Below are 25,856 nucleotides of genomic sequence, written 5' to 3'. Positions count from 1 at the left end.
AAACCCACTACCGTAGATTTACGTATCTAAATCAATCGGTTAGAGCGGGTAGACACTTACACACGACTTACACATTTGCCGCGAGCGGCAAGGAGGTCATGTGTCGGAGTCTCACTCGCTCATGGAGGGCAAGCTCCACGTCTATCGTCGCGAGAACAGCCCATACTGGCAGTGCGCGACCTATCTGAGCGGCCGCAACTACCGTCAGTCGACGAAGGAGACGAACGTCGCCATCGCGCGCGAGTTTGCGCGCGATTGGTACCTCGATCGCCTCGCTGAAGATCGCCTCCGCAAGTCCGGGAAGCTCCCGTCGATGCCGGAGATGCCTGTCGTCGTCCCGGAGCGTGTGACGCCGAAGCGGCCGGGAGAGAAGACCTTCCGTGAGGCGGCCGCCGTCTTCGAAAGGGAGTTCGAAGCGATGACGTTGGGTGAGCGGAACGCTCACTACGTCGCTGGGAAGGGGCGGGTGATCCGTCTCTACCTCAACCCGTTCTTCGGCGATTTGCCGATCACCGAAGTCTCCGCCGGCCGGATCCAGGATTACCGGCTTCACCGCGTCACGCCACCTGACGAGCCGCAGCGTGTGCGGTTTGTCTCGGAGGGGCAAGAACGGATCGGAAAAGCGACGATCTGGAAGCGGCCGAGCCGGCAGACGCTCCATAACGAGATGGTCTGTCTTCGGCAGATCCTGAAAACGGCGAACCGGAAAGGGTGGATTTCCGCCCTTCCGGACATGAGCAACCCGTACCGGGCATCAGGCAAGGTGAGCCACAGGGCTTGGTTCTCACCTGAAGAGTACAAGCGCCTCTACGAAGCGACGCGCGAGCGCGCGAAGAACCCGAAAAAGGAGCGCTGGCGCGAGGAGTGCGAGCAGTTCCACGATTTCGTGCTGTTCATGGTCAACACCGGGCTTCGTCCCGACGAGGCGCAGCGCCTCGAGTTCAGAGACGTCTCGATCGTTGAGGATGAGGCGACCGGTGAGCGCATCCTCGAGATCGAGGTGCGGGGCAAGCGTGGGGTGGGGTACTGCAAGAGCATGCCCGGTGCCGTCCGTCCGTTCGAACGGGTGCTCAAGCGCAAGAACGGCCAGCCGACCGATCTCGTCTTCGGTCTGGTGCAGCGCGAACTGTTGAACGCCATCCTGGACGAACTCGGTCTGAAGAAGGACCGGGATGGAAGGTCTCGTACCTCCTACAGCCTGCGGCACACCTACATCTCCATGCGGCTCATGGAGGGCGCCGACATTTATCAGGTCGCCAAGAATTGCCGGACCAGCGTGGAGATGATCGAGAAATACTACGCCTCGCACATCAAGAACGTGCTCGACGCCTCGGCCATCAATGTCCGAAAGCCCAAGCCGGCGAAGCGAAAAACAGTGGATGCGAATGATGCCTGATCGAGGCGATCAGCCAGCGAACTTGATTATTTCAGTGAAATGGTCTATTTCAACGTAATGATGAAAACCGAACTTTCAGTGAAAGAGACTGAACGCGCTCTCGCCGGGGAACTGCGGGACGTACTCGCCGTCGTCCCGACCGTAGAGGTACGGTCTCTCGATATCGAGAGACCGGGCGACGCCCCGCGCGTCGATATCATCGCCGATGTCTCGATCGCTTCCAGAAGCTTCACGATATTGATGGAGGTGAAGAGTTCCGGACAGCCGCGCGTGATCCGCAGCGCCGTCGATCAGGCGCTTCAAGCTGCCGCGAACCTTGGAATGAAGTCCATCGTGCTCGTCGGGGCCCCCTATATGGCGGATTCCGCCCGACGCCTGTGTGACGAGGCCGGCGTGGGCTGGCTCGATCTCGCGGGCAACGTTCGCATCGTCGGCCCGGGCCTCTATATCGACCGGCAGACGGCCGAGAAGCCCAAAGCAGTCGCGCGCGAGCTGAAGTCGCCGTTCGCACCGAAATCAGCGCGCGTTCTCCGTTGTCTCCTTCAGACGCCCGGTCGGGCCTGGAAGGTGACGGACCTCGCCGAAGCCGCGCAAGTGAGCCTGGGCCAGGTCAGCAACGTGCGGCGCGCGCTGATCGACCGTGAATGGGCCTCAGCCGATTCCGAGGGCCTGCAGCTGACCGATCGCGAAGGTCTCCTGCGCGGCTGGCGAGAGGCCTATGAGGCGCCCGTTGGAGAGCGGCGGCGCTACTATACGACCCTGCACGGGAAGCGGCTGGATGTGGCGCTGCGAGACGCCCTGCGTGAGGCTCAGTCCTCAGGCCGGGCCGCGGCGATGTCCTTCACGGCCGCCGATTGGTGGGCGCCTTACGCACGCGTGCCGATGACCTACCTCATCGCCGAACCCAGCGCCCTGCCGGCCTTGGTCGATCATCTGCAGCTCAAGCCCGCCGAAAGCGGGGCCAATGTCGAGATCCTGATCCCCGACGAGGCCGAGCTGTTCGACGATCTGCGTCAGCCGGCTCCAGACCTCTGGACGACCAGCCCGCTGCAGACCTTCCTTGATCTCGGGACCGGCGGCGAACGCGGGCAGGAGGCGGCAGACCATCTGCTCGCCAGCGTGTCCCAGTGGTGAAGCCGGAACCGCAGAGCGCGGCGGACTATCCCGCGCGCAGCACCGCCGCCGTCCGCCAGACCCTCGTCGAGATCGGCCAGATCCTCGGCAGCTATGAAGGCAAGTTCGCCGTAGTCGGCGGCGCTGTGCCGTGGCTGTTGCTCGAGCAGGACGACATGATCCACGTCGGGACGTTCGACATCGATCTCGCACTCGACCCGGTCGCGCTCGCGGATACCGAATACGCAGACCTGGTTCACGCGCTTCAGGCTCATGGCTACGAGCGCGGCCCCGAGGATCGGGCATTCCAGCTGACGCGGGAAGTTCCTGCCGAAGATGATGGTCCCCCGACCAAGGTTGTCGTCGATTTCCTGATGCCGCGGGACGCGGAGGTGCCGAAGCGGGAGCGGCCGCTCGTGGAGGACTTCGCCGTCCAGAAGGCGGACGGGGCCGATCTGGCGATCGACTTCCAGGCTTTGGTCGAGATTGAGGACCGGATGCCGGGACGGTCGGGGACCAATCGCGTAAAGATCGCGGTGGCCTCGATCCCGGCGCTTCTCGGCATGAAAGGCCATGCCCTCGTCGGCCGCTTCAAGCGCAAGGACGCCTACGACATCTACTACTGCGTCCGGAACTACCCAGGCGGGCCCGAAGCCCTGGCCGAAGCCTGTCGGCCTCTGTTGGACCGGGCCAGCGCCCTCCAGGGCTACGAGAAGATCGCCAGCAAGTTCCGGGAGGTCGACGACCATGGACCTACCTGCGTCCGCGAGTTCGTAGAGGCCAGTGCGGCGCTTGGTGATCGAACCCCGGAACAGTGGCAGACCGACGCGTTCGGACAGGTGAGGGCCTTCCTCGATGCCCTCCGTCTCTAGCCGCCTGCGAGCGCCAGTTCCTCGGGCGTGTACTCCGCCGATCCGCTCTGGATCGACTTGAACGCCTTCTTGTGAGCCGCGGACGGGATCGGCAGCGACTCGGACTGCAAGGCCCCGATCTTCTCCGTCAGCTCGGACAGGCGCGACCGTAGCGCCACGACGTCCATCATGCCGATGTCGATCTGGACGAACTGCCGAAGAGCGCGCCGAAGCACGCCATAGGAGACGCCGCTGCGGTGGTGCTGTGACGCCCGTTCGGAAGGGTTGAGAAAGGTCATCAGGGCTGTGATGGCGGCGCCGACAAGCGCAAGCGAACCGCCGATGGCAGGGTCCATATCCGCCAGAATGGTGGCGCCGGCGGTAGCGCCGATGAGCGCGGCGGGAATGCCGAGCGAGTAGGTGCGGCCGCGCCAGGCGCTGGCAGCCTCGAAATGACCCTTCTCCGAATAGAGGGCATCCACGGCCAGCCGGCGGGCCTCCGCCAGAATGGCGTCGCGAGGGTCGATTTCAGCCGGGCTGACAGTGTCGGTCATGACAAGCTTCCAATCGCGGAGCCGAACAGCGAGCGCCATTCCGCGCCCGCACGCCGATCGGCGTTTACCGCCTCATATTGGCAGGCGCGCTGGGCGGTGGCCAAGGCCGTTCGCGTTCGCGAGGCCCAGGCGTCGCCGATCGACACCCACTCGCCGGTTCCGGGCATCTGGACCGACCCGCCGACATACCGGAGCATGAACTCGAAGAAGTCGCGGACCATCCAGTCCTCATAGCCTGCGGTCGCGTGCTGCCAGGTTTCGAGGAAGGCCACGGCCAGGCGCTCGAGCATGAACGACTTGATCGGCGCATGGGCGTGACGCTGCCACTGCTTGGCCATCCGGATCAGTCGGCGTGTGGCGCCGAAGGTGGCGCGATCCGACGCTTCAAGCACCGAGAGCTCAGCCCACGGATCGGTCGTGCGATACGAACCGCCACCATTCGCATCGGCGATCAGATATTGGCCGGTGTCGAGGCGGAAGGCCGGGATGACCTCGACGGGCATGGTCGCGAAGGGCACGACCACGACCTGGCCATCTCCACGGATCGCCGTTTGAGGGTAGGTCTGCGACAGCGCCGAGCGAACTTCCTGCAGCAGTTGGGACTGGCGGTTGCCGGCGCGGGCCTCGTAGCGATGGAAGATATCGACAGGCATGCAGAACAGGACGTCGATGTCGCGCGGCGGGGCCACTCTCAGCGTTTTGGCCCAGGACCCGATCAACAGGCTGTTCTGCGTCGCCTCGCCATGGCCGTAGTACCAGCGGTTCAGGGCTGCCCGAACGCCCATCTGCTTGCGTGTACCGTCGACCGCCTGTTGCTCGGTGATCCCGAGCCTCTGCATGAAGGCCGAGAAGCGCTGCCCAACGAACATCCACCCGGGCGGGGGCACTGGCGGCGCGGGCGACAGCGGAACGAGGAAGCTCAAGGGTGGACCAGGGAACGGTGGCGAAGCGTCGGCATATCGCCGATATAGGGAGCGCATCGGCCTATGCGAGGGCCGCGCACGGAAGGCACGTACACGACCAGGTACACGTCGCAGCCTCCCGGTCGTTGAAGAGTGCCGGCCACCTTGGCGCGCAGGCGCGAACACAGGTATAGAGCCCGCTCGGCTGGCGGGCGTGGCGAAACTGGTAGACGCAACGGACTTAAGCTGAGGATTGAGTGCGCCGGGGGAAATCTCGGACGTAGAACCGCTCAAAGTCGGGGAACCCTGTCAGATGGCGATCCCGAGCCAAGCCCGTCTCCGGACGGGAAGGTGTAGAGACTAGACGGGCGGCGTCTAAGGCCTGCGGGCTATGACGAAGGGATAGTCCAGACCACGAACGTCAGGCCTCCCGGGGCAGGGCGGCGGCGAAAGTCGAAGTGGTACGAAAATCCGTCGGGCATTGCCCATGCCGGTTCGACCCCGGCCGCCCGCACCACCGAAACTCGAGGATCCCGCTTCAGCCGGCCTCGGCGGCGGGAGCGACCCTCGCCTGGAGGTCGGCCAGGATGTGCTCGGCGACCTCGATCACGGTCGCGAAGTCACAGATCATTTGCCCGTGGAAACGAACAGGTCGCGCGCCTTCGCCGAAGGAATGCATCATTACCGGCTCGAAAACGCCGAGCCGCCGTTGGGCGGCGATGACCTCAGGCCAGCGGGCCCAGTCCCAACCCGGGCCGCCGACCTGCGCTTCCAGCCTCGCGAACTCCGCTGCGGCCGCGTCGTCGAGTTGTTTGGGCGGGATGTAGAGCGGGATGCGGTGGGCCAGGGCATGGCGATACTCTTCCAGATAGCCAAACCACTGATCCGTGCCCGCCAGATAGGCTTGGCTTCGCGCCGACAGGCTGCCTCTCAGGTCCGCGTTGTCGGGCGTCAGACCGATCCGGCTGCGGTGAAGCGGACGTCCATTAGGGCCGCGCACGTCGGCTTCCAGACACCAGAGCCAGGCCAAGTTGTCCATGACGCCGAAAATGTTGATGACGAAGGCTTGGAGGAAGGCTGTGGCGTCCCAGATCGCCTCGCGGGCCGGCTCTGCCTCCTGCGGCGGCAGCGTTTCGAAGACCCGCCGAAGTCCATGCTTCAGGTCGGAAAGGCGTCGGCAGACGCCGTGGGTCATCATTTCTCTGGCCTGCGGAACCTGAAGCTGGAGACGGAACAGCGAGCTGGTCAGGGTGCCCTCCCGCTCCAACCAGTCTTCACACCGGTCCTGCATCTCGGCGACGTCGTCATCGGAATAGGCCATGAAGCCATTCTAATGACGGAACCCGTTGAGCCCCTAGCGCGGAGTTGGGGACACATACGCAGCGTCATGGAAGGCGCGGGCCGACCCTCACTAGAGCAGCGGTCATGACCCACGATGAACTTGACCGCACTCTCGACCGTATGTTCTCAGCGGCGGCGTCACCCGACGATCAGCCGGGTGTCGTCACTGTTCAAACGGACGAATGGTTGGGAGTCCTGTCCACGGTACGGGCGACCTGCGCGTCCCTTCAGGACGGCCTGCGCTATCGGGAAATCCAGGTGGAGGTCTCGTCGCAGTTCGAGACCCGGGTGCTGTCACGGACCGAGGCCGGGGGGCGGGGCGAACCTTATCGCGAACTGCGCGACCGGACCGCAGATGACGTACGCGCTCCGGCCTAGTGAATGGAGACGGGCGGTCCGTCTGACGGGCAACCGGTCATGACCAAACTTGCGACCATTGCGTCGATCTCAACCAGAAGCGCGGTCAGATCCTGACCGTCGAACCGCGTCCGGGCCGCCTCGCGCCACGCGCTCCGCAGCACATCGCGGGCGTCCTCGGGCGCGAGATCCTCAAGATAGATGAGGCCCCGTCCAGCCAATAGCCTCCGTGCGACGACGCCGGCCTGTTCGGCGAGATCGCTGTAGATCTCCGTCTCCTCGGCGGTCAGCTCTCCGGCCATGGCGATCCTCGCGGGACAAGAATGGGGGACGGGCCTGGAACTTCTGCGAAGAAGCCCGGGGTTTCAGGACCGCCCGCCGCCGACGTCACGGACGTCCCCCGGCTCCCAGTCGGTCCTTATCTTGCCGGAACCCGTCACGATCAGCCTACAGCCGTCGGCCGACGACGCAATCGGCCTCCGAGGGGAAGCGAGACAGGTCGCGGGAATCGACCTGATGCGATACGCGGAGGCGCCGGAGCGCGACCGACCTCGTGCCCGACCGCGGTCCCGCGCCGACCCGCCGTCGGCCGGGCCGCACCCTCCACCTTGAGGAGCTGACGATGAAACCCCTGATCGCGCTTACGCTGTCGGCCGTCCTTCTGTCGGGATGCGTCGGCGTGACGCCGACCCGCGAGGCCGACAGCCTCAAGATCGCCAGCTGGAACATGGAGCATCTGGCAGAGCGGGACGGGGAGGGCTGCAGCCCGCGCACCGAGGCCGACTATGCCCGTCTTCGCGATCATGCCGCGGCCCTGAACGCCGATGTGATCGCCTTTCAGGAGGTGCAGAACAAGGCTGCCGCCGAGCGGGTCTTCGATCCGGCTCTGTACGACGTGGTGATGTCCGGCCGTCCGACCAGCACGCGCAGCGGCGAATGCCGCGGGCGACCGGGCTTGTTCATCCAGAACCAGGCCGTCGGCTTCGCCATCCGCAAGGGCGTGCTCTGGACCCGCAACGCCGACCTGAATGCCCTGGCGCTCGGAAACCCCGATTTGCGCTGGGGCGTCGATGTGACCGTGTCGCACGGACGTCCGGTCCGATTGCTGGCGGTGCATCTGAAGTCCGGCTGTAACTCCGGCCGCGAACCGACGGACCCGGACTGCCCGGTGCTGTTCGATCAACTCCCGGTGCTGGAGGGGTGGACGGAAGCACGGGCCCGGGACGGGGAGGCCTTCGTGGTCCTCGGAGACTGGAACCGGCGATTGGCCAGCCGTGGCGACGCCTTCCTCGCCGATCTGAACGATGGCGATCCCGAGGGCTCGGTGTTGACCCTGACCTCCGGCGACCAGGCGGCGGGCTGCAAGGCGCGCTATCGCGAATACATCGACTTCATCGCCACGGGCGCCGCCGCGACCGCACGGCTCGAGTCGGGGTCGTTCGAGGAGTATGTCTACGGCGGGAGTGCCGAGGCCGATCACCCGTCGGACCACTGTCCGATCTCGGTGCGGATCAGGGGCTGACCGCAGCGACTTCTGATCGATGCGATAGGCCGTCCCGCGACCGGTTGTGGCCGACTGCGGATCTCAACTTGCGCCTGTTCTCCAGACACGCATTACACTGAGGAAAACGCAGTGGGAGGCGAAATGCTGGGTCGAGGATCGGAATGGCGTCGGTGGGAGCCGCATATCCACGCGCCGGGGACCGTGCTCAACAATCAGTTCAGCGGGACGAACGCCTGGAATGACTACCTGACCGCCCTGGAGGCGGCCACGCCCCAGATCGAAGCCATCGCCGTTACGGACTACTACGTAACCGACACCTATGAAGAAGTGCTCCGCAGGCGTCGGGAGGAGGGACGCTTGCCGAACGTCCAGCTTGTCTTCCCGAACATCGAGTTGCGTCTGCACGTCGCGGCAAAGAGCGGCTTCGTCAACATGCATCTGCTCGTCAGTCCTGAGGACGACGACCACGTCGCACGGATCCAGCGCTTCTTGGCTCGGTTGGAGTTCAGGGCTTTCGATGATCGGTTCGACTGCACCCGCTCGGAACTCATCAGACTGGGCCGTCGAGACAAAGGCGCTCAGCTGGAGGAACGCGCGGCGCTGGAGCACGGCGCCACGCAGTTCAAGGTCAGCTTTGACCAGCTCCGCACCGTCTGGGACGAAGACGCCTGGGCGCGGGCCAATGTTCTTATCGCCGTCGCCGGCGGTTCTGGGGACGGCACCGCAGGGGTCCGCGAAGCCGCTGATCAGGTGACACGCCAGGAGATCGAGCGTTTCGCCCACGTCATCTTCGCCAGCAGCGACGCACAGCGCGACTTCTGGCTCGGCCGGAAGGCGCTGAACGAAGACCAGCTAAGGTCACGCTACAACGGCTTGAAGCCATGCCTGCACGGGAGCGACGCCCATAAGGCAGACGATGTAGGGGCGCCGTTCGGCAATCGCTTCTCCTGGATAAAGGGCGGGCTTGAGTTTGACGCGCTGCGCCAGGCCTGCATTGATCCAGGTGGGCGGGCTCACGTCGGGGCTGAACCGCCCACTGCCGCGACGCCCTCTCAGATCATCTCATCGGTACGGACGATTGGTGCGAACTGGGTCGTCACTCCCGAGATCCAGCTTAACCCTGGGCTGGTTGCCATCATTGGCGCGCGAGGCTCCGGCAAGACAGCCCTGGCCGATATGATCGCAGCCGGATGTGATGCCGTTCCTGCTGGCGTTTGGCAGGATCAGAAAGGGGTGAGCGCCTCCTTTCTGGCCCGAGCGAGGCCATTGATCGGGGAAGAAGCCATCAGCGTCAGTTGGGCGGGCGGTGACAGCGCAACCCGCCATCTCGACGGACGAGATGCGGATGATCCCCTCAATTATCCGCGGGCTCGTTATCTGTCCCAGCAGTTCGTCGAGGAGCTCTGCTCGGCGAACGGAATGACTGACGCTCTTCTACGCGAAATCGAACGGGTGATCTTCGAAGCCCATCCCTATGCCAGTCGGGAAGGCGCCGTCGACTTTGCCGAACTGCGTGAGGGCAGGACCCGGCTCCACAGCCTCGCGCGAGCGAGGGAGGTCGAAGCCATCGCCGCCATGTCCGAGCGGATCGGCCTCGAGCATGAGAAGGACAAGCTCAAGGGCGCCCATGAGGCGCTGATCCTCCAGAAAACAAACCTCATCCAGGCCTACTCGACGGACCGCGCCAAACTGGTCGCCAAGGACAGCGAAGCCAAGGTCGCGCGTCACACCGAACTCTTCGGGGCAGCCGAAGCGCTAAGAACGAGGAACCGCCAGTTGGTCGCCCAGCGTCAAGCGTTCATGGCGCTGCAGTCCGAGGTCGGCGCCATGCGCGCCACAGGCGCCCCCGAAGCGCTCCGCGCCATGATGGCGCGGCACCGCGACGGCTTCATGAACGAAGAGCAGTGGGCCGCCTTCCTTCTCGACTACAAGGGCAAGGTTGATGACAACCTCGTCGGTTACGTGGGCTGGGTGGATGGAGAGATCGCCAAACTTCGCGGCGCGCCGCCACCGCCGCAGCAGGATGCGACCGTAGCGTTGATCGCGGACGACGCAGACCTCACCTCATTGCCTCTGCTCGTCATCGAAGCGGAAATGACCCGCCTCGAGAGCCTGATCAGCGCTGATCGAGATATCCAGCGACGTTACGGCGATCTCACCCAGAAGATCACGATCGAGACCGCGGCCCTGGAGTCGGCCAAGGCGCGGCTCACAGAGGCGCAGGGCGCTGCTGACCGGATAAAAACGCTGAACCTCGAGCGCGACGCCGCGTACGAACGCGCGTTCGCAGCATTGGTCGCGGAGCAGACTGTGCTGGAGGACCTGTATCGCCCGCTGATGGACCGGCTTGCGACCTCTCCCGGAACCCTGAAGAAGCTTACCTTCTCAGTGTCGCGGGTGGCCGATGTCGACCGTTGGGCAAGCGCGGCGGAAGAGGGGCTTCTCGACCTTCGGAAGCAAGGCCCTTTCCGGGGGCGGGGCGCTTTGATCGACGCCGCCCGGACCCAACTCGGACCGACTTGGGAGACCGGAAGCGCCCAGGATGTGGTTGCCGCAATGAGCGCTTTCCGCGACGCCTATCAGAAGGATCTGCTCCAGCATTCGCCGGTCCCGAGCGACGATCCCGTCGAGATGCGTGCATGGCTCAAGCGCTTTGCCCTCTGGCTGTTCAGCACCGATCACTTCGAAATCCGTTACGGCATCGCCTACGACGGCATCGACATCCGTAAACTGTCTCCGGGCACGCGCGGTATCGTGTTGCTGCTGCTTTATCTTGCGCTCGACGAAGGGGATGACCGCCCCCTGATCATCGATCAGCCCGAGGAGAACCTCGATCCCAAGTCAGTGTTCGAAGAACTCGTCGGACTGTTCATCGCCGCGAAGCACAAGCGGCAGGTCATCTTGGTCACGCACAACGCGAACCTGGTCATCAACACGGACGCTGATCAGATCATCGTCGCGGACTCGGGGCCGCACCCGGCCGGAAGCCTCCCTCCGATCACCTACACGAGCGGCGGTCTCGAGAACCAGACTATCCGGAAGATGGTCTGCGATATCCTCGAGGGGGGCGAGTTCGCCTTCAAGGAACGAGCCCGCCGCCTCCGGGTCAGGCTTCGAAGGTAGAGGCATCGGGGGCTCTCACGGTTGGAGGAGCGGCTAAGGGCTCCGCCCTCGCGCGGGCCAGGGTGAAGCGGCTTCGCCGCCGGATCGGCCGGTCTCCCCGACCTTCCGCGCCCGCCACGGGCGCGACGCCTGCGATCGATGCGAGGCTTGTGCAGGCCGGGCGATCCCCCTCCGGCCGATCCGCCCTGGCCCTTGCTACCCCGGTCTCGCCGACGGGCAGGGTTTCAGGCGCGCGTTTCGCGTGCCTGCAACCCTTGCCCAAAGGAGGCAGACATGACTGCTCAATCCACCCAAGCCCGTACCCGTGCGGCGGCTGGCGCCGCCGCGACGGGAGCGGATCAGGAGCCGATTCACGGCGCGGAGATCGTGGTTCCGCTGAACCGGTTGAAGGCGTCCCCGAAGAACGCCCGGAAAGTCCCACACAGCGCGGCTACCATCGAGGCTTTCGCCGCCTCCATCAAGGTCAAGGGGGTGTTGCAGCCTCCCGTGGTCGAGATCGAGCGCGGCGAGGACGGGACCGCCAGCGGCAACTACCTCGTGACCATCGGGGAGGGGCGGCGTCAGGGACTGCGGCTGCTGGCCAAGCGCAAGCAGATCAAGCGGACCCACCCCGTGAAGGTGGTCGTCGATACCGAGAACGACGCGCACGAAATCAGCCTCGACGAAAACACCACCCGCGAGGCCATGCACCCCGCCGACCAGTTCGAGGCCTTCAATCGGCTGGCGGACGAGAAGGGCTATGGCGCCGAGGAGATCGGCGCCCGGTTCGGGGTGAGCGCGACCGTGGTGCGTCAACGGCTGCGGCTCGGCGCGGCGGCGCCCGAGCTGATGGCGGCCTATCGAGGCGGGGCGCTGGCCTTGGATCAGTTGATGGCCTTCTGCGTCAGCGGCGATCAGGACCGGCAGCGTCAGGTGTTCGAGCAGTTGGGCGAATACCGTCCCGTCCACGCCATTCGACGGGCCATGACCGAGGCCAAGGTCAGGGCGGACGACCGCCGCGCCGTCTTCGTCGGCGTCGAGGCGTATGAGGCCGAGGGCGGGTCGGTGCTGCGCGACCTGTTCACCGAGGACGGCGGCGGCTGGCTGGAGGACCCGGCCCTGCTGGACCGGATGGTGGGCGACAAGCTCACCGCTCTGGCCGACGAGGCGCGCCAGCGCGAGAACTGGAAATGGGCCGAGGCCGCGTCCGACTACGTCGCCGTCAACGCCCTGGGCCGGGTCTATCCGGTCGAGGTCGTCCGCTCCGAGGCCGATGCGGCGCAGATCGCCGCCCTGTCCGAGGAATATGATGTCCTCGTGTCCGAGGCTGGGCCGGAAGGGCTGACGCCCGAAGCCGACGCCCGGCTGGAAGAGATCGACAAGGCTCTCCAAGCCTTCGGCCCGGACTTCGACTACCCCGCCGAGGTCAAGGCGCGGGCCGGGGTTATGGTTCTGCTGGGCCATGACGGGTTGGGCCGGTTCGAGCGGGGTCTGGTCAAGGCGGAGGACGCGGTCAGCGACCGGGCGCCCGATCCGGACGCCCCGGAAAGCTGGTCCGAGCCGGAGACGCAGGACGGCGAGACGGCGCCGCCCGCGACGGAAGCCGAGGCCGACGAGGGACTTGCGCCCCTGTCGGAACGGCTGGTGATCGACCTCACCGCCCATCGGACCATGGGGCTGCGCGATGCGGTTCAGGCCGATGAAAGCGTCGCCCTGACGGTGGTGGTTCATGCGCTGGCCCTGCAGGTCTTCTACCCGGCGTGGGGGACGTGGACGCCCCTGCAACTGCGGCTGAGCGTGACCGGCCTGGAGCGGCTGGCGCCGGGCGTCAGCGACAGCCCCGCCGGGCGGCGCGTGGCCGACCGGCTGGAGGCGTGGGGCGCCCGTCTGCCGGAAGAGGCGCGAGACCTCTGGGCCGTGCTGATGATCCTGCCGCCCTCGGACCTGCTGGACCTGATGGCCTGTTGCGCGGGAGTCGGCCTCTACGCCGTGCGTGACCCTCACGACCGCAAGCCGGACGCCTTGGCCCATGCCGAGACGCTGGCGACCGCCACTGGTCTGGACATGACCGGGACGTGGACGGCCACCGCCGCCAGCTACTTCTCGCGCGTCTCCAAGGCGCGAGTGCTGGAAGCGGTGACCGATGCGACCACGCCTGAGGAAGCCGGGCGGATCGCCGGGTTCAAGAAGGGCGACATGGCCGATGCCGCCGAGCGGCTGGTCGAGGGCAAGGGCTGGCTTCCGTCCGTGCTGCGCACCGTTTCCGATGCGGCGGAACCGGGCGCCCCGGAGCCGGAAGGCGAGGCGACCGAGCCGCCCGCCGCCGATGACGACGCCTATCGGTTCGCCGCCGAATAGGGGCCGTCCGGACCGAAAACTCGCCGCGCGCCCTTTGGGGCGCGCGGCTTTTTGTCTCTGCTCAGGACGCCCATGCGGGGTGTCGCGCTTCGGCATAACGCTGTAAGCCCAGTGGTCGGGGGGACGGACCGATGGACCGGAACTCGGGCGACCCTTTCCGAACCGAACGGCTCCGGGTCGGGTCGCCCACGTCCCCGGTCGAAACGCCGTCGCATCAGCGTCAGGGCATCGCGGCGACCACTAGGCTGCCCTGATCTGTGGCCACAGCGAACCGTACTTCCGCGCCTCCTGTTTGCGGCGCCGATCCTGCGCCCGAGCGCCGTTCGGCCGACAGGCGATGTCGAGCTCAAGCAAGTGCGACTGCGACATGTTGAAGGTGACGTTAGGCCACTCGTTCCCTTCACGGTCATGGGCCGTTCGGTATCGGAAACCGAGATGGACGGCCGCCACGATCAGAGGGCCATTCGCGACATAGTCAGGGCCCAGAGGCGCGCCGTCGGGAAAGGTGCAGGCGAAGTTTTCCGCGATGTGCTTCAGGCGATAGCTGTCGGTATCAGGGCGGATGGTTTTCGTCGCTGGCACCGAGGCCAGCATGGCGAGCGCGCGCAGGACGTGATCGGCGACGGCGATGTCTTTCAGCTCCTCCCGATACGCCTGCACCCGGTCAAAGTGCTCGTAGGGCGTCTCCCAGCGACCATCGCTTCGGCGTTCGGGCCGCCCGAAACCCCATCCCCACTTATGAAGACGATCATCACGGTCCATGGCCGTGAGCGTGATTGCATGCGCTGCGGCGCGCAGCAGCATCGACGCCGGTGCATCGAAGCCGCGTTCGGTGAGGTAGCGCCCGAAGGGCTCAGGATCGATCCGCCGGGAACCGGACGCGTCGATGCGAGCGCGCAACTCGGCGTTGGAGTGAAACCCCAGCCCACGCGCCAGCGCTTCGACGCGATGCGAGGATTTGATTTCGGAAGCGGTCTGTCGAAGTCCGGCCTTTAGGCGCTCGAGGGTGACAGGGTTCAGAGTGATGTCGAGTTCGACCATGGCGTTTGCCTCTGTGGTGCGCAGGTCGCCGATTACGCTGCGGCACACGAGGAAAACGTGGGGCCGAGGAAGGGATTGCAAGCCACGAGACGTTTGACCCGGCGACAGGTCACAGGCGCCTAACCCGGCGATCAGAATGCCGCGAGTCGCACAATGCGCAAGGAGTAGAGGGCGCGCGATAGACGTGCCGTCTGGATCATCTACCGGCAAGCGTCAGTCCGTGGCGAAACGCCGACGCGCGACTATGTTCGTCCAATGACCAGCGCCGATCCGAAACCCAAAAAGAAGAAGACGCCACGCTACCAGAAGCGGTTGGTGCTGTTTCTCGATTTCCTCGGGTTCAAGGAACACGTCGAACGCTCTGCGCGCGAACCAGCGCATCTGGCCCGTCTGGTCGCTGCAATGGACATCGTCGGAGGCATCGGCGCCTCTCACAAGGGCGTTCTGAAAAGCCAGAAGGTCACCCAGTTCTCGGACAGCATCGTCGTCTCATACAAGGTGTCGGAGCCGTCAGCTGTGTTCCTGCTCCTGAACGAAATCGCCTTCGGCGTCCTCGATCTTGCTGAACGGGGCTTCCTGGTTCGTGGCGGTGTGACGGTCGGCAAACTCTACCATTCCAAGCGCCACGTCGTCGGCCCTGCAATGAACGAAGCCTATCGGCTGGAGTCGAAGGTCGCGAAGCATCCTCGGGTTCTTATCGATCCCAAGGTCCTCGAGGTCGCGCGCGCCGCGCGCCGTTCAGAGCATTCCCCGGATGACGAGGCCGGCTACGTCTCCGACTTCATGACGAGAGACACCGACGGTCACTATTTCTTCGACTACATCTCATGGAGATCCGTCGTCGCGATCACCGGCGGCGATAACGATCTTTACGCCGACTACCTCGGCTGCCTCAGCATCCTGATCCGCGACGGCCTGCGCCACGACGACGCCAGCGTGCAGGAAAAGTTTCTCTGGCTGCGGCGGCGGTACAAGGCCGCGATCGCGGAGATCAAAGCGATCCCTGCGGACCACCCATACAGGGCCGAGAACAGCGCCATGTGCGAGGTCATAGCCGGCCTGCCGATCTTCAAGATCGACACCAAGCTTGCGAAGGCCGCCGTGAGAGCTGCGGCGAAGGCTAGGACGGCGGCGAAACCGGCGTCCCAAACCCGTCGTCGTGCGCGCGCTGTCTGAGACATTCCCTTTCATTCAAGGGTTGCGTTAGGCTTGTCACATGAAGCTGACGCAGATGGATGAAGCCTACTGGATTGAGCGCCGAGCCGAGGCTGAACGCGAGTTTCCAGGCTCGTCCTTCGGTATGCGTCCGGACCTGACGGCCGAGGTGGTGGATCGCTTTGAGCACGCGCTTCACGCCGGATCGGAAGAGGCGATCCAGGTGTGCCTGACCGAGAACCCCTATCTGGTGCAGTACGCCATCCGTGAGTCCGGCCATCACGGCACCTGGGTGTATCCCAAACAGATGATCCGGCCGAAAGCGGCCACGGGCGAGCCCGGTCTCATACCCGACTTTCTCGCCGTGACCCGGTCGTCACTGGGCGACCATTGGTGGGTTGTTGAGCTCAAGCGGTTCGATACCCAGTTCGCGGATGCCCAGGGTGGCGGCATGAGCCCCTCCGGCCATAAGGCGGTAAGTCAGGCGGCAGGCTATCTTTCCCACTTCCGGGAATACATTGACGCCATACGGAGCCACGCTCGCATTCCGCGCCTCACCCAACCGGCCGGAGCGCTGATCCTGATCGGCGACTCCCGAGCCGAAAGCGCGGCCCAACGAACGGTGCGCTCCAACTTCGTGCGGACTTCGGCCAACATTGATGTGGCGAGTTATCGCCGCATCGTCGTCAACGCACGGGTGGACGTCGGCTTTACTCCTAACTCGAGGCCTTTCAGTCTCGAGCCCACTTGATAGCGTTGGCCCGGCGACGAATGGGCAAAGAGGGGCGAAACCGAGCTCAGACACCATACTCAACGTCCGGAAGGACACCCACGGAGTCCGAAGTTGATCTTCACCGAACTCGACTATGGCGAGGTGCGTAGCGAGAGGCGGGAGCTGGATCTCGTTATCGAGGCGGCCGGAGAGCGGTTCCAGGTGCCGGTGCGCTTCGTCGAAGGCGAGCTCAATCTGGGCCCCATCGACGGTTTCACCCTCAGCTACGGGGCGACACTCAGTTTGACCAAGTTGGGACCGGCTGCGTTCCGCACTCTCGGCCCGACCACGATTAACCGAGGCTTCCGTCTCGCCAACGTCGGCGGCGTCTACATCCTGACCAGAGGCGATCTGCATCTGTGCCTCGAACTGGAAGCCGTTCCCTCTGTCGATCCCGCCCGGGGCGGCGAACTGGTTTCATGGTATCGCCTGTTCCGGAGCGCAGAGGGGGAGGACGCTCTGGTTGCCCTCACCAAGCGGCCGGACAGCGCGCTGGTCGATGCTATCGATGAAGCCCTGGCGGCACTCGAACTGGTCACGCCTTACGACGAAGAGGAGGTCGCCGGCCACAACGGGCCGCCGGAGCCTGAAGCTCTTTCCACCGAGGACTACGAGGCTGTCAGGGAGACACTCGTCACCTTGCGCGCCCGAGCGGTCAAGGACGACCTAGGGGCTGACGAACTTCCCGCTGCGATCGCGACCCTCGACAACTGCGTGCGCAAGATCACCAGCTGGGCCCGCAAACGGCTCGCGATGGTGGAGGAGGGATTTTATCGCGGGGTCGGGACTGCAGTAGGGACCGGCCTGGTCGGTCTGGCGTTCTGGGTCGCGGCGGGCGGAAAGATCGGAACCGTGAGCGCTCTGTTGGCGACCTACGCAGGCCATCTTCTCGGCAAGTAGCCGGTCTCAGCGGCTTGCGATGCGTCTGCGCCTCGCTATGCCCCCAGTTCAGCCGAACGGAGGGGAGATTCGTGGGCGCGATTTCGGAGAGAACCAAACACAAGGCACAAATCTATGATGTCGCCTTGAACGCCTTCTTCAAGGCGCGCGACCTGGACGCGGCAAGCCTCGATGCGTCCAGGACGGATATCGGCTGGGATATCGCCGAAGCCATGGTCTCGGCAGCGATCAGCGGCGTAACCTACAAGAGCCGCAATCCCGAAACTTTAGCCGATGCCGCCATGCTTTTGCGCGGGCTCGCGGATCAAGTGGAGGAGAACGGCCTCGCGGACCTTGAGTGGGGCTATCGTGGCGGCATGCTATCTCGCCACGCGTGGCGGCCCGACATTCGCGCGACCGAGGGGCTCGCCGAACTCGATCGGCGAACCGAAGCGGTGATTGAAGGGATGATGGGGCCCAGCCGGTCGCTGTCGGTTCCAGACAAACGCGCGATCGTCTGCCTGTCGTTCGTGCGCATGGCGCTGGCGCAGGTGCGGGATTTGATCGATCAGGAACCACAGAGCGCCGACGCGATCCGCGCCATGGCGACTGGGGTCTTGGAGGGGCAGCTCGAAGACGTGAAGGCGGCCGTCCCGAGGTAGATGCGATCCGGGGCGAGCAGACGCTGAATGATGTGCGGAAGATTCAATCACGCCTTGCTTGCGGTGGTGCCATCGGGGAGACTCGCCGAGTGAAGAAGACGCTCGATCATCTGCCGCTGCCAAAGCAGTCTGAGCTGCGCCACGTCGTCGAGGTGATCCGGGCCTCGTTCGAGGACGCGATCTCGACGCGTCGGGCCGAGCGGCTCAAGCACGGCAAGATTCTCAAGATCATCCTCTACGGATCGTATGCACGAGGCGATTGGGTCCACGATCCGGTCGGCCGTTACTTTTCGGACTTCGACCTCCTCGTCATCGTCGATCACCAGGACCTGACAGACGGCGAGTTCTGGTACGATGCCAACAACCGGACCATGCCGGGCGAGGGAGAGATCCGCACGCCCGTCAGCATCATCGTTCACAGCTTGGACGATGTGAACGAACAGCTGGATCGCGGGCGTTACTTCTTCGCCGACATCCTGCGCGACGGCACCGTGCTCTACGACACGCCCGGAGCCAGACTGCATAAGCCGGCGAGCATTAAGGCAAAAGCCGCGTTGGCAGAGGCCGAGGAGTTCTTCGCCGAGTGGATGTCGAGCTCAGCGGGCTTCACTCGTGGCGCCAACTTCTTCAGGGGGGAAGGAGCGGACCCGAAACTCGCCGCGTTCAACTTCCATCAAGCAACAGAGCACCTCTACCACTGCGTCTTGTTGGTGGTAACGCTCTACAGCGGCAAGGCTCACAACCTCGCCTTTCTGCGCAAGAAGTCCGAGGCAATCGACGCCCGTTTGGCGGACGCTTGGCCGCGAGAGACCAAGTTCGAGCGCCGATGTTTTGAGCTGTTGCGGGAAGCCTACGTCAAGGCGCGCTACTCCAAGCACTACAAGATCAGCGACGACGAACTCGCTTGGTTAGCGGAGCGGGTCGAGGTGCTGCGCGCGCTGGCAACTACGGTATGCCGAGAGCGGCTGGCCCAGATGCGCGAAGAGGCTGAGGGCGAGGTCTGACTAGCGTCAGGCGTCGTTTGACTAGACCGAAATGACAACCCTGCGCTTGGTCAATCGGTACGAGGAGATCGCGCACGGCGAGATCAAGGGCAGTGCCGACCGATGGAGCCTGTCGGTCTATCCGAAAGTTCGCGTAGCTGATGTCATCTCGCTGGATGGCGTGGGAGCGGTTGGCGAACTGAAACGCTTCGGCCTTCAGGCTCACTTCGATTTCGTGGTCTGTAAGGAGACCTGGACGCCAATCTACGCCGTTGAGTTCGACGGCGATTTCCACTCGACCGACGTGCAAGCTGCGCGCGACGCCAAGAAGGACGAACTCTGCAAGCGAGCAGACTTTCCAATTCTTCGGATCAACAGTCGCTATCTCACAAATGACTTCGGGAAGATGACGCTGCTGGCGTGGATCATGGATGTCCGCGAGATTCAGGAGGAATTTTATCGAATTCAGGAGAGAGGCGGGATCGCGGCCGACGAGCCCTTCGATCCCTTCTGGCTGATGAGCACGACACCCGGTGAAGACCGGTTTCCGTATATGCTCGCTGGTGCCGCACGCGAGAGATTACGCCGAATGAGCGCGGCGGGGCGCATTCTCGACCCATGTTCCTCAGGCTTCATCGGATATGACGCCGACGAGGTGATACGAGGGATGCACTATATCCGGGTGTCAGCGACCGAAGGCGTATTCGTGAAATCGGCGATGCGGCCCCAGTTCTTCCCGATACTGTTCAGCGATCTCCTCGACGAAATTCTCAGTTTTCAATTGGAAGCCGAGGTTCGACGTTGGTTGGCGGGAGAGGTTTCATCCACGCCGCTAGTCGACGTCCAGGCCGAGTTCCGACGCCTCTCGAAAAGCCTGAAACTCGGTCAGGCACACAGCTATGGTCACGGCCCGGCCTAACTGCGGCGGGGGTGGTCATCCACCTGAGATGAAGTCATCGGTCCCGACCTTCCAGGAGCCTTTGAGCTTCTCGAAACCAGGGCCGGCTTGGGCAAGGATTGCGTCTGCTTCGTCCTCGCTGGGTGTTACGCCCGCAAGTGACCAGGGCGCGAACCGCCTGACCCCCCAGCCCATACGATGACAGGTATTGTCCGGGGCCAGCGTGGGGACCCAATCCGTCATCTGCGGAAGCGCCTCGAACCAAGTGGCCCAAGCGGTGCCGATCGTGTCTCCTTCGGCGGGCTCCAGGCCTCGGCTGACGAGCCCGATCACCTCGCCGTCCATGTTGAAGACGGGGCCACCACTCATCCCAGACGGCCAGTTGGCGCCCACCTCGAAAACCGGCGTCGGATTGGCTCGATCACGGCCACGCGGGTGAAGGTCTTTCACGATGCCGTAGCCAGCGAACATCCCCTCGGCGACGCGGGTCTTCGCCCGCTCGGCGTCACCATGGAAGGTGTCGATCTGCGGATATCCGACAGCAACCACGACATCTCCGATGCGCGGTCCCGGCTCGCGGATGCGGATCGGCAGATTTGCGATCAGTGTCTTCGGTGGTCGTTCGGCGGAGCGCAGCACCGCCAGGTCCAGCGGCTTTCGTGCGACGCCGCCGCCCGTGAAGGCCATAGGATCCTCGACCTCGATGCCGGGTGTGTAGGTCTGGGCAATCCGCGCCAGAGCCTCTTGGGGAATGCCGATGGTGCCGAAGATGAGGCCGATCCCCAACATGGCGATCAGCGTTTGGTCCCCGTTGAACTCGTAGACCTGATCAGACTGTGCGCCCGCCTTGGGACGACCTGTCCTCATGAAGTCGACGACATGGTCGGCAGTCAGAAACGTGCCCCACGGGTCCGCGGCGAACGACGTCCCCATACCGTGCAGCCGTCCCTGCTCGTCGACCGCGAACATTGGCAGGATCGCCCGCCTGATGCCGAACGGGTCCTGAACGAGGAACTGTTCGATGCCTTCCCCAGTTCGGGGCTCAAGACGGCGTTGACGCTCGCCCGCCGCGCGCGCCTCGCAAGTCTGGATCGGAACCGCCGAGAAGGTGATGGTGGTCTCAGGCATCGCGCATCCTCCGTCCGAAGGACCTTAGCGGAAATCCCGCGCTCGCACCTTGATCGCCTCAAGCGACAGGTCGGGGATGTAGATGTCGCGGACCTTGGGAGACCGGGCGTCGGGAGCACTGCCACGATAGACCTCGTCGCCTCGACCGTGGGGTAGGGGAAAGGCGTCGCGTCGACCGAGTGAGGCCAGCAAGTTCGACCCGTCGTGCAGGCGGGTCGCCACGATGTGGACGACGTCGCCCTCGCGCTGGACCTTGCCGGCCACGACAAGAAGGCTGGCGCCGAGCACGATCCGGCGCTGCTGCTCGTAGAGGCTCGGCCAGATCACCAGATTGGCCACGCCTGTTTCGTCCTCGATGGTGATGAACATCACCCCCTTGGCCGAGCCGGGCTTTTGCCTGACGAGCACCAGGCCGGCGACCCTGGCCAGTCGCCGATCGCGCATGGCCGAGGCGTCGGCGCAGGTCATGACATGGTGCGACTGCAGAGTGTCACGCAGGAAGGCCACAGGATGATCGCGCAGGGTCAGACCGACGTGGCTGTAGTCTTCCACGACCTCCTGACCCTCTGGCATGGCCGGCAGGCTCAGGGTCGGTTCGGAGACCTCGGGTGTGGTCGCGCCGTCGTCCTGGACAACGGCGAACAACGGCAGGGGATCGTCGCGAAGCGCCTTGATCGCCCATAGGGCCTCGCGCCGTTGCAGCCCAAGACCCGGAAGGAAGGCGTCCGCCTCTGCGTGTGGATCGGCGTGGAAAAGGGACCCCGTTAGCGGTGTGATCGGCGTCGAATAAGGACCCCTCATTCCTGAGGTCTAACGGTGGCGGCTTGGCGGATGTCAGGCGGCGAGTTCGGGATGTTGGTGTTGGAGACGGTGTTGAGGATCCGGCGCGAGTTTGCGTCCGGCAAGGCGATCAAAGCGATCGCGCGTGACCTTCGATTGTCGCGCAAGGTGGTTCGCAAGGCGATCCGGGAGCCGGATGCGGAGTTCGCCTATCGGCGGGCGGTGCAGCCGTTGCCAAGGCTGGGGCCGTTCCAGGCCAGGCTCGATGAACTGCTGGAAGAGGACGAGGCGCGGCCGCGGCGCGAGAAGCTGCGGATGACGCGGGTCCATGACCTACTGGTGCGCGAGGGGTTCGACGGGTCGTATGACGCGGTCCGGCGCTACGCGGCGGGGTGGCGGCTGAAGCGACGCCGGGGCGTGGCGGATGCACCGTCGTTCATCCCGCTGATGTTCAGGCCGGGCGAAGCCTACCAGTTCGACTGGAGCCACGAGGACGTGGAGATCGCGGGCAAGCCGATGCGGGTGAAGGTGGCGCACATGCGACTGTGCGCGTCACGCGCGATCTATGTTCGGGCCTACCCGCGCGAGACCCAGGAGATGCTGTTCGACGCGCATGCGCGGGCGTTCGCCTTCTTCGGCGGGGTGCCGACGCGCGGGATCTACGACAACATGAAGACGGCGGTGACGACTGTGTTCACGGGCAAGGACCGGCTGTTCAACCGGCGCTTCCTGGTCATGGCGAGCCACTACATGGTGGAGCCGACGGCTTGCTCGCCGGCGGCGGGCTGGGAGAAGGGCCAGGTCGAGCACCAGGTCCAGACGGCGCGGGGACGGTTCTTCCAGCCGCGCCTGCGCTTCACCAGCCTGGAGGAGTTGAACGGCTGGCTGGAGGCCGAATGCCGTCGCTGGGGCGAGCTGCGCCAGCATCCCGAGCAGAAGGAGCTGACGGTCGCCCAGGCCCTGGCCGCCGAGCGCCCGGCGCTGCAGCCCATGCTGGGCCCGTTCGACGGCTTCCACGAGAGCGAGCACGCGGTGACCGGGACCTGCCTGATCAGCTTCGACCGCAACCGCTACTCGGTGATGGCTAGAGCGGGACGCCGTACGGTGCAGGTCCGCGCCTATGCCGACCGGATCGTCGTGCGTTGCGAGGGTGAGGTCGTCGCCGACCATCGCCGGTTCTTCGGTCGAGACCGCACCCTGTATGACCCATGGCATTACCTGCCGGTGCTGGCGACCAAGCCCGGCGCCCTGCGCAATGGCGCGCCGTTCCAGGACTGGGAGCTACCGCCCGCCCTGGCGCGCCTGAGGCGCAAGCTGGGTGCGGGTGACGAAGCCGATCGCCGGTTCGTGCGGGTTCTGGCGGCTGTGCTGGAAGACGGCCTGGAGCCGGTCGAGGCCGCCGCGCGCGAGGCGCTCGCTGCCGGGACCGTGAGCGACGACGTCATCCTCAACATCCTGGCGCGCCGACGCGAACCGCCCCGGCCGCTGAGCATCGTCACGTCGGATGACCTTGCCCTGCGGCATCCGCCTCAGGCGGACTGCGACCGCTACGACAGTCTGCGAGGCCTGCATGCAGCGGCATGAGATGATGGCGGCCCTGACCGGCCTGGGCCTCAAGGGCATGGCCGGCGCCTTCGACGAGGCGGTCACCACCGGCCTGCAGCGCAAGCGCACGACCATGGAGATCCTCGCCGACCTGCTCCGCGCCGAGACGACCCACCGGCATGCGGCTTCCATCCGGTACCGGATGGCGGCAGCCAAGCTGCCGGCCGTGAAGGACCTGGACGCCTTCGTGTTCGACGACACGCCGATCAACGAGGGGCTGGTGCGCTCGCTGCACAGCGGCGCCTTCCTGGCGAACCGGCGCAACATCGTGCTGGTCGGCGGGACAGGCACGGGCAAGACCCACCTGGCCACCGCCATCATCACCAACGTCGTGCGCGCCGGGGCGCGTGGCCGCTACTTCAACACCGTCGACCTGGTGAACCGCCTCGAGGAGGAGACCCGCCTGGGCAAGGCCGGTGCGCTGGCTGCTCACCTCTGCCGCCTCGACGTCGTGGTCCTCGACGAGCTCGGCTACCTGCCGTTCGCACGCTCCGGCGGCCAGTTGCTGTTCCACCTGATCAGCAAGCTCTACGAACGGACCTCGGTGATCGTCACGACCAACCTCGCCTTCGGCGAATGGCCGACCGTGTTCGGCGATCCCAAGATGACGACGGCCCTGCTCGACCGCATCACCCACCACTGCGACATCGTCGAGACCGGCAACGACAGCTGGCGCTTCAAGCACCGCAGCTGACCCCACCAAAAGAACGCCAAGCGAGGGTTGAGCCTCCGGTCGGGCTACGCCCTCCCTACGCCCCAACCCTCGCAAGCGGTGCGCTCGTGACGTCCATCACGAACCCCAAAAGGGGGTCCCTATTGCACGCCGATAGGGGGTCCCTTTTAGACGCCGATTGACACGTCGCAGAGCCGACATTGCGCCCGGAGCGGTCGGCTCCAGTGTTGGTCGAGCCTTCATGGGCGGCGCCAGTGAAGTTCTGCGGCATGGCCGCCAGGGTTTCGGCGACGGTTCCGCGCCCCTGTCGATCGACGTCCGCCTGGGTGACGATCGTCACGGGGGAGGTGCTGTCTGCGCCCCTGAGGTAGGTTCCGGTGACCACGACCTCCTCCAGTTCGGTCGTTTGGTCGTTTTCGGCGCGGACCGACGGATCGACCAATACGAAGACCGTGGGGCGGCTCTGTCGATAGGTTAGCCCGCTGTCCCGGAGCATCAGCTGCAGCGCCGCCTCCGGCGTGTAGTCGCCGCTGACGGCCGGAGACTGGCGACCCGCGACGAGGGCGCTTGGATACAGGATTTGCAGACCGCTCTGGCGACCGAAGGCGGGCAGGGTGCGCTCCAGAGGACCGGCGGCGATGTCGAAGCGCCGGACGCTGTCCGACGACTGTGCGATCACCGGCGTAGCGACTGCCAGCATCAGCGCGGCGAGCGCGGTTGAAGTGTATCCGTGGCCCATGGTTTCCCCCGTTAGTTACCCGCGAACTTGCGGGGCGGGGAGGAGACGTTGGGTCGCGGGGTTTCCCCTAAGTCCGGGGGCAGATTATTTTCAGGCGCCGCCGGCCAGTACGATGCGACCCTCGGCGCTTCGCGTCGCCCTGAGGGGATAGAGGTCCGTGAGCGCGGCGACAAAGCCGTCGATGTCGCCCGCATTGAAGACCCCGCTGACCCGTATTTCGGAGATGCGGGGATCTCGGAGTTCGATCGGCTCGCGGCTGTATCGGTTGACCTCCGCCACGGCGACCGAGATGGGCGTGTTCTCGAACGTCAGTCGTCCGACGGTCCAGCTCGTCGCGGCAGGAACATTGGCCGCGATCACGCGCGGCCGGTCCGCCGATGTCGTAACCTGCTGGCCAGGCTTGAGGGACCATTGCGCGGACCGCGCCTCCTCCTGTCGAACGGCGACGCGGCCCTCGACCAGGATGACCCGCGCGCCTTCGCCCGACCGGCGCACATCGAACCGGGTGCCCAAGGCGGTGACCCGGGTGTCGCCCGCCGCCACGACGAACGGGCGTGACGGATCGTCTTCGACATCAAACATCGCCTGGCCGGAGGTCAGGGTGACCGAGCGGTTGTCCCGCGTGTAACGGACTGAAACGACAGAGTTGGTGTCCAGAACGATCCTTGAGCCGTCGTCCAGCTGCACGGTCCTCTGCTCCCCGATCGCCGTTGCATAGGACACCGGGCGTTGCTGAAGCCAGGCGATGCTGACGACACAGATCGCCAGAGCCGCTGCGCCCGCAACGCCAAGGGGAACCAGCAGGCCGGACGGTCTCCGTCTGCGGCCTTGGGCGGCCCGGACCGCTTCAGTGGTCAAAGCGGCCATCTCCGGGTTGCCGGCAAGAGCGCCCGCCGCGTCCCACATGGCCTCGACTTTCTGGAAGGCGCGCGCATTGTCCGGATGACGGCGCCAGACGCTGAAGCCGCGCACGTCCGCTGTCGTGACCTTGCGCTGATTGAGCCGAGCGAACCACTCGACGGCTTCCTTGCGCCTGATGTCGGCCTCCGCCTCGATCGTCATC

The 25,856-nt window shown here is 65.1% G+C and carries 24 protein-coding genes; 15 read left to right on the top strand and 9 right to left on the bottom strand.

Features of this window, described 5'->3' with window-relative positions; all coding sequences use genetic code 11:
- Window positions 1-121: 121 nt before the first annotated feature.
- The 3 genes from ACWPV3_RS14655 to ACWPV3_RS14645 are packed head-to-tail and all read left to right on the top strand — an operon-like array spanning window position 122 to window position 3,381.
- The gene (locus ACWPV3_RS14655; protein WP_287105629.1) at window positions 122-1,396 is read left to right on the top strand and encodes a site-specific integrase; all 1,275 of its coding nucleotides are present in this window, start codon (window positions 122-124) and stop codon (window positions 1,394-1,396) included.
- Between the two features lie 39 nt (window positions 1,397-1,435).
- Window positions 1,436-2,530, top strand: a complete 1,095-nt coding sequence (locus ACWPV3_RS14650; RefSeq protein WP_287105631.1) for a type IV toxin-antitoxin system AbiEi family antitoxin — start codon at window positions 1,436-1,438, stop codon at window positions 2,528-2,530.
- Complete coding sequence (locus ACWPV3_RS14645; RefSeq protein WP_287105633.1) at window positions 2,524-3,381, top strand: nucleotidyl transferase AbiEii/AbiGii toxin family protein; 858 nt, start codon at window positions 2,524-2,526, stop codon at window positions 3,379-3,381. The genes ACWPV3_RS14650 and ACWPV3_RS14645 overlap by 7 nt, the downstream gene beginning before the upstream one ends.
- On the opposite strand, the gene ACWPV3_RS14640 is transcribed toward ACWPV3_RS14645, so the two are convergent.
- From ACWPV3_RS14640 to ACWPV3_RS14630, 3 genes are all read right to left on the bottom strand, one after another.
- Window positions 3,378-3,914, bottom strand: a complete 537-nt coding sequence (locus tag ACWPV3_RS14640; RefSeq protein ID WP_287105635.1) for an SLATT domain-containing protein — start codon at window positions 3,912-3,914, stop codon at window positions 3,378-3,380. The two genes, ACWPV3_RS14645 and ACWPV3_RS14640, sit on opposite strands and share 4 nt — an antisense overlap.
- Window positions 3,911-4,837 (bottom strand): SMODS domain-containing nucleotidyltransferase, encoded by a 927-nt coding sequence (locus tag ACWPV3_RS14635; RefSeq protein WP_453978291.1) that lies wholly within the window; start codon window positions 4,835-4,837, stop codon window positions 3,911-3,913. The genes ACWPV3_RS14640 and ACWPV3_RS14635 overlap by 4 nt, the downstream gene beginning before the upstream one ends.
- Window positions 4,838-5,354: 517 nt before the next feature.
- The gene (locus ACWPV3_RS14630) at window positions 5,355-6,137 is read right to left on the bottom strand and encodes a hypothetical protein (RefSeq protein ID WP_453978290.1); all 783 of its coding nucleotides are present in this window, start codon (window positions 6,135-6,137) and stop codon (window positions 5,355-5,357) included.
- Window positions 6,138-6,241: 104 nt separating this feature from the next.
- Here ACWPV3_RS14630 and ACWPV3_RS14625 point away from each other — a divergent pair, with 104 nt between their 5' ends.
- A complete protein-coding gene (locus tag ACWPV3_RS14625) occupies window positions 6,242-6,535 on the top strand; it encodes a hypothetical protein (protein WP_453978289.1) in 294 nt (97 codons plus the stop codon).
- On the opposite strand, the gene ACWPV3_RS14620 is transcribed toward ACWPV3_RS14625, so the two are convergent.
- On the bottom strand, window positions 6,532-6,816 hold the full coding sequence (locus ACWPV3_RS14620; protein WP_453978287.1) for a hypothetical protein: 285 nt from the start codon (window positions 6,814-6,816) through the stop codon (window positions 6,532-6,534). The genes ACWPV3_RS14625 and ACWPV3_RS14620 overlap by 4 nt on opposite strands.
- 320 nt (window positions 6,817-7,136) lie before the next feature.
- Between ACWPV3_RS14620 and ACWPV3_RS14615 the strand changes: the two genes are divergently transcribed.
- The 3 genes from ACWPV3_RS14615 to ACWPV3_RS14605 all read left to right on the top strand — a co-directional run bounded on the left by ACWPV3_RS14615 (window position 7,137) and on the right by ACWPV3_RS14605 (window position 13,478).
- Window positions 7,137-8,036: an endonuclease/exonuclease/phosphatase family protein gene (locus ACWPV3_RS14615; RefSeq protein WP_453978285.1), complete on the top strand. Its 900-nt coding sequence runs from the start codon at window positions 7,137-7,139 to the stop codon at window positions 8,034-8,036.
- Window positions 8,037-8,159: 123 nt separating this feature from the next.
- A complete protein-coding gene (locus tag ACWPV3_RS14610) occupies window positions 8,160-11,141 on the top strand; it encodes a TrlF family AAA-like ATPase (RefSeq protein WP_287105642.1) in 2,982 nt (993 codons plus the stop codon).
- A gap of 273 nt (window positions 11,142-11,414) precedes the next feature.
- Window positions 11,415-13,478, top strand: a complete 2,064-nt coding sequence (locus tag ACWPV3_RS14605) for a ParB/RepB/Spo0J family partition protein (RefSeq protein WP_453978284.1) — start codon at window positions 11,415-11,417, stop codon at window positions 13,476-13,478.
- 240 nt (window positions 13,479-13,718) lie between these two features.
- On the opposite strand, the gene ACWPV3_RS14600 is transcribed toward ACWPV3_RS14605, so the two are convergent.
- Window positions 13,719-14,519, bottom strand: a complete 801-nt coding sequence (locus tag ACWPV3_RS14600; protein ID WP_287105671.1) for a hypothetical protein — start codon at window positions 14,517-14,519, stop codon at window positions 13,719-13,721.
- 255 nt (window positions 14,520-14,774) lie between these two features.
- Here ACWPV3_RS14600 and ACWPV3_RS14595 point away from each other — a divergent pair, with 255 nt between their 5' ends.
- The 6 genes from ACWPV3_RS14595 (at window position 14,775) to ACWPV3_RS14570 (ending at window position 19,889) form a co-directional block, all read left to right on the top strand.
- Window positions 14,775-15,695, top strand: coding sequence for a hypothetical protein (locus ACWPV3_RS14595; RefSeq protein WP_287105670.1), 921 nt, complete (start codon window positions 14,775-14,777; stop codon window positions 15,693-15,695).
- A gap of 40 nt (window positions 15,696-15,735) precedes the next feature.
- Window positions 15,736-16,425 carry a Shedu anti-phage system protein SduA domain-containing protein gene (locus ACWPV3_RS14590; protein ID WP_287105669.1) on the top strand — a complete coding sequence of 230 codons (690 nt, stop codon included), beginning with the start codon at window positions 15,736-15,738 and terminating at the stop codon, window positions 16,423-16,425.
- 93 nt (window positions 16,426-16,518) lie between these two features.
- Window positions 16,519-17,346 (top strand): hypothetical protein, encoded by an 828-nt coding sequence (locus ACWPV3_RS14585; RefSeq protein WP_453978283.1) that lies wholly within the window; start codon window positions 16,519-16,521, stop codon window positions 17,344-17,346.
- 71 nt (window positions 17,347-17,417) lie between these two features.
- Window positions 17,418-17,987, top strand: coding sequence for a hypothetical protein (locus ACWPV3_RS14580; protein ID WP_453978282.1), 570 nt, complete (start codon window positions 17,418-17,420; stop codon window positions 17,985-17,987).
- Between the two features lie 89 nt (window positions 17,988-18,076).
- Window positions 18,077-18,991: a nucleotidyltransferase domain-containing protein gene (locus tag ACWPV3_RS14575; RefSeq protein WP_453978281.1), complete on the top strand. Its 915-nt coding sequence runs from the start codon at window positions 18,077-18,079 to the stop codon at window positions 18,989-18,991.
- Window positions 18,992-19,022: 31 nt separating this feature from the next.
- Complete coding sequence (locus tag ACWPV3_RS14570) at window positions 19,023-19,889, top strand: DUF2726 domain-containing protein (RefSeq protein ID WP_453978280.1); 867 nt, start codon at window positions 19,023-19,025, stop codon at window positions 19,887-19,889.
- Between the two features lie 15 nt (window positions 19,890-19,904).
- Here ACWPV3_RS14570 and ACWPV3_RS14565 read toward each other — a convergent pair whose 3' ends face one another.
- Together ACWPV3_RS14565 and ACWPV3_RS14560 are read right to left on the bottom strand one after the other, a co-directional pair.
- Window positions 19,905-20,996 carry a S1 family peptidase gene (locus ACWPV3_RS14565; protein ID WP_453978279.1) on the bottom strand — a complete coding sequence of 364 codons (1,092 nt, stop codon included), beginning with the start codon at window positions 20,994-20,996 and terminating at the stop codon, window positions 19,905-19,907.
- Between the two features lie 24 nt (window positions 20,997-21,020).
- Window positions 21,021-21,797 (bottom strand): OB-fold nucleic acid binding domain-containing protein, encoded by a 777-nt coding sequence (locus tag ACWPV3_RS14560; RefSeq protein WP_453978278.1) that lies wholly within the window; start codon window positions 21,795-21,797, stop codon window positions 21,021-21,023.
- A gap of 51 nt (window positions 21,798-21,848) precedes the next feature.
- Here ACWPV3_RS14560 and istA point away from each other — a divergent pair, with 51 nt between their 5' ends.
- The gene (istA, locus tag ACWPV3_RS14555) at window positions 21,849-23,360 is read left to right on the top strand and encodes an IS21 family transposase (protein ID WP_374036561.1); all 1,512 of its coding nucleotides are present in this window, start codon (window positions 21,849-21,851) and stop codon (window positions 23,358-23,360) included.
- Window positions 23,347-24,075: an IS21-like element helper ATPase IstB gene (gene istB / locus ACWPV3_RS14550; RefSeq protein WP_128115569.1), complete on the top strand. Its 729-nt coding sequence runs from the start codon at window positions 23,347-23,349 to the stop codon at window positions 24,073-24,075. The genes istA and istB overlap by 14 nt, the downstream gene beginning before the upstream one ends.
- Window positions 24,076-24,130: 55 nt before the next feature.
- Here the strand turns inward: istB and ACWPV3_RS14545 are convergent, their stop codons facing one another.
- Together ACWPV3_RS14545 and ACWPV3_RS14540 are read right to left on the bottom strand one after the other, a co-directional pair.
- Complete coding sequence (locus tag ACWPV3_RS14545; RefSeq protein ID WP_453978277.1) at window positions 24,131-24,754, bottom strand: secretin and TonB N-terminal domain-containing protein; 624 nt, start codon at window positions 24,752-24,754, stop codon at window positions 24,131-24,133.
- 129 nt (window positions 24,755-24,883) lie between these two features.
- Complete coding sequence (locus ACWPV3_RS14540) at window positions 24,884-25,855, bottom strand: FecR family protein (protein WP_298701039.1); 972 nt, start codon at window positions 25,853-25,855, stop codon at window positions 24,884-24,886.
- Between the last annotated feature and the right edge of the window lies 1 nt (window position 25,856).

The organism is Brevundimonas sp. Marseille-Q4549 (genome assembly GCF_976940555.1).
The sequence above is the reverse complement of the archived record's forward strand: the minus strand, read 5'-3'. Positions and strand labels throughout refer to the sequence as shown.

Excerpts from the sequence above, each read along its gene's own strand:
- ACWPV3_RS14630 (WP_453978290.1), bottom strand. The coding sequence starts at position 6,137 with ATGGCCTATTCCGATGACGACGTCGCCGAGATGCAGGACCGGTGTGAA.
- ACWPV3_RS14650 (WP_287105631.1), top strand. The coding sequence starts at position 1,436 with ATGGTCTATTTCAACGTAATGATGAAAACCGAACTTTCAGTGAAAGAG.
- ACWPV3_RS14545 (WP_453978277.1), bottom strand. The coding sequence starts at position 24,754 with ATGCTGGCAGTCGCTACGCCGGTGATCGCACAGTCGTCGGACAGCGTC.
- ACWPV3_RS14570 (WP_453978280.1), top strand. The coding sequence starts at position 19,023 with ATGACAACCCTGCGCTTGGTCAATCGGTACGAGGAGATCGCGCACGGC.
- ACWPV3_RS14590 (WP_287105669.1), top strand. The coding sequence starts at position 15,736 with ATGAAGCTGACGCAGATGGATGAAGCCTACTGGATTGAGCGCCGAGCC.
- ACWPV3_RS14620 (WP_453978287.1), bottom strand. The coding sequence starts at position 6,816 with ATGGCCGGAGAGCTGACCGCCGAGGAGACGGAGATCTACAGCGATCTC.
- ACWPV3_RS14655 (WP_287105629.1), top strand. The coding sequence starts at position 122 with ATGGAGGGCAAGCTCCACGTCTATCGTCGCGAGAACAGCCCATACTGG.
- ACWPV3_RS14565 (WP_453978279.1), bottom strand. The coding sequence starts at position 20,996 with ATGCCTGAGACCACCATCACCTTCTCGGCGGTTCCGATCCAGACTTGC.
- istA (WP_374036561.1), top strand. The coding sequence starts at position 21,849 with ATGTTGGTGTTGGAGACGGTGTTGAGGATCCGGCGCGAGTTTGCGTCC.
- ACWPV3_RS14640 (WP_287105635.1), bottom strand. The coding sequence starts at position 3,914 with ATGACCGACACTGTCAGCCCGGCTGAAATCGACCCTCGCGACGCCATT.
- ACWPV3_RS14600 (WP_287105671.1), bottom strand. The coding sequence starts at position 14,519 with ATGGTCGAACTCGACATCACTCTGAACCCTGTCACCCTCGAGCGCCTA.
- ACWPV3_RS14540 (WP_298701039.1), bottom strand. The coding sequence starts at position 25,855 with ATGACGATCGAGGCGGAGGCCGACATCAGGCGCAAGGAAGCCGTCGAG.
- ACWPV3_RS14610 (WP_287105642.1), top strand. The coding sequence starts at position 8,160 with ATGCTGGGTCGAGGATCGGAATGGCGTCGGTGGGAGCCGCATATCCAC.
- istB (WP_128115569.1), top strand. The coding sequence starts at position 23,347 with ATGCAGCGGCATGAGATGATGGCGGCCCTGACCGGCCTGGGCCTCAAG.
- ACWPV3_RS14625 (WP_453978289.1), top strand. The coding sequence starts at position 6,242 with ATGACCCACGATGAACTTGACCGCACTCTCGACCGTATGTTCTCAGCG.
- ACWPV3_RS14615 (WP_453978285.1), top strand. The coding sequence starts at position 7,137 with ATGAAACCCCTGATCGCGCTTACGCTGTCGGCCGTCCTTCTGTCGGGA.
- ACWPV3_RS14595 (WP_287105670.1), top strand. The coding sequence starts at position 14,775 with ATGACCAGCGCCGATCCGAAACCCAAAAAGAAGAAGACGCCACGCTAC.
- ACWPV3_RS14605 (WP_453978284.1), top strand. The coding sequence starts at position 11,415 with ATGACTGCTCAATCCACCCAAGCCCGTACCCGTGCGGCGGCTGGCGCC.
- ACWPV3_RS14560 (WP_453978278.1), bottom strand. The coding sequence starts at position 21,797 with ATGAGGGGTCCTTATTCGACGCCGATCACACCGCTAACGGGGTCCCTT.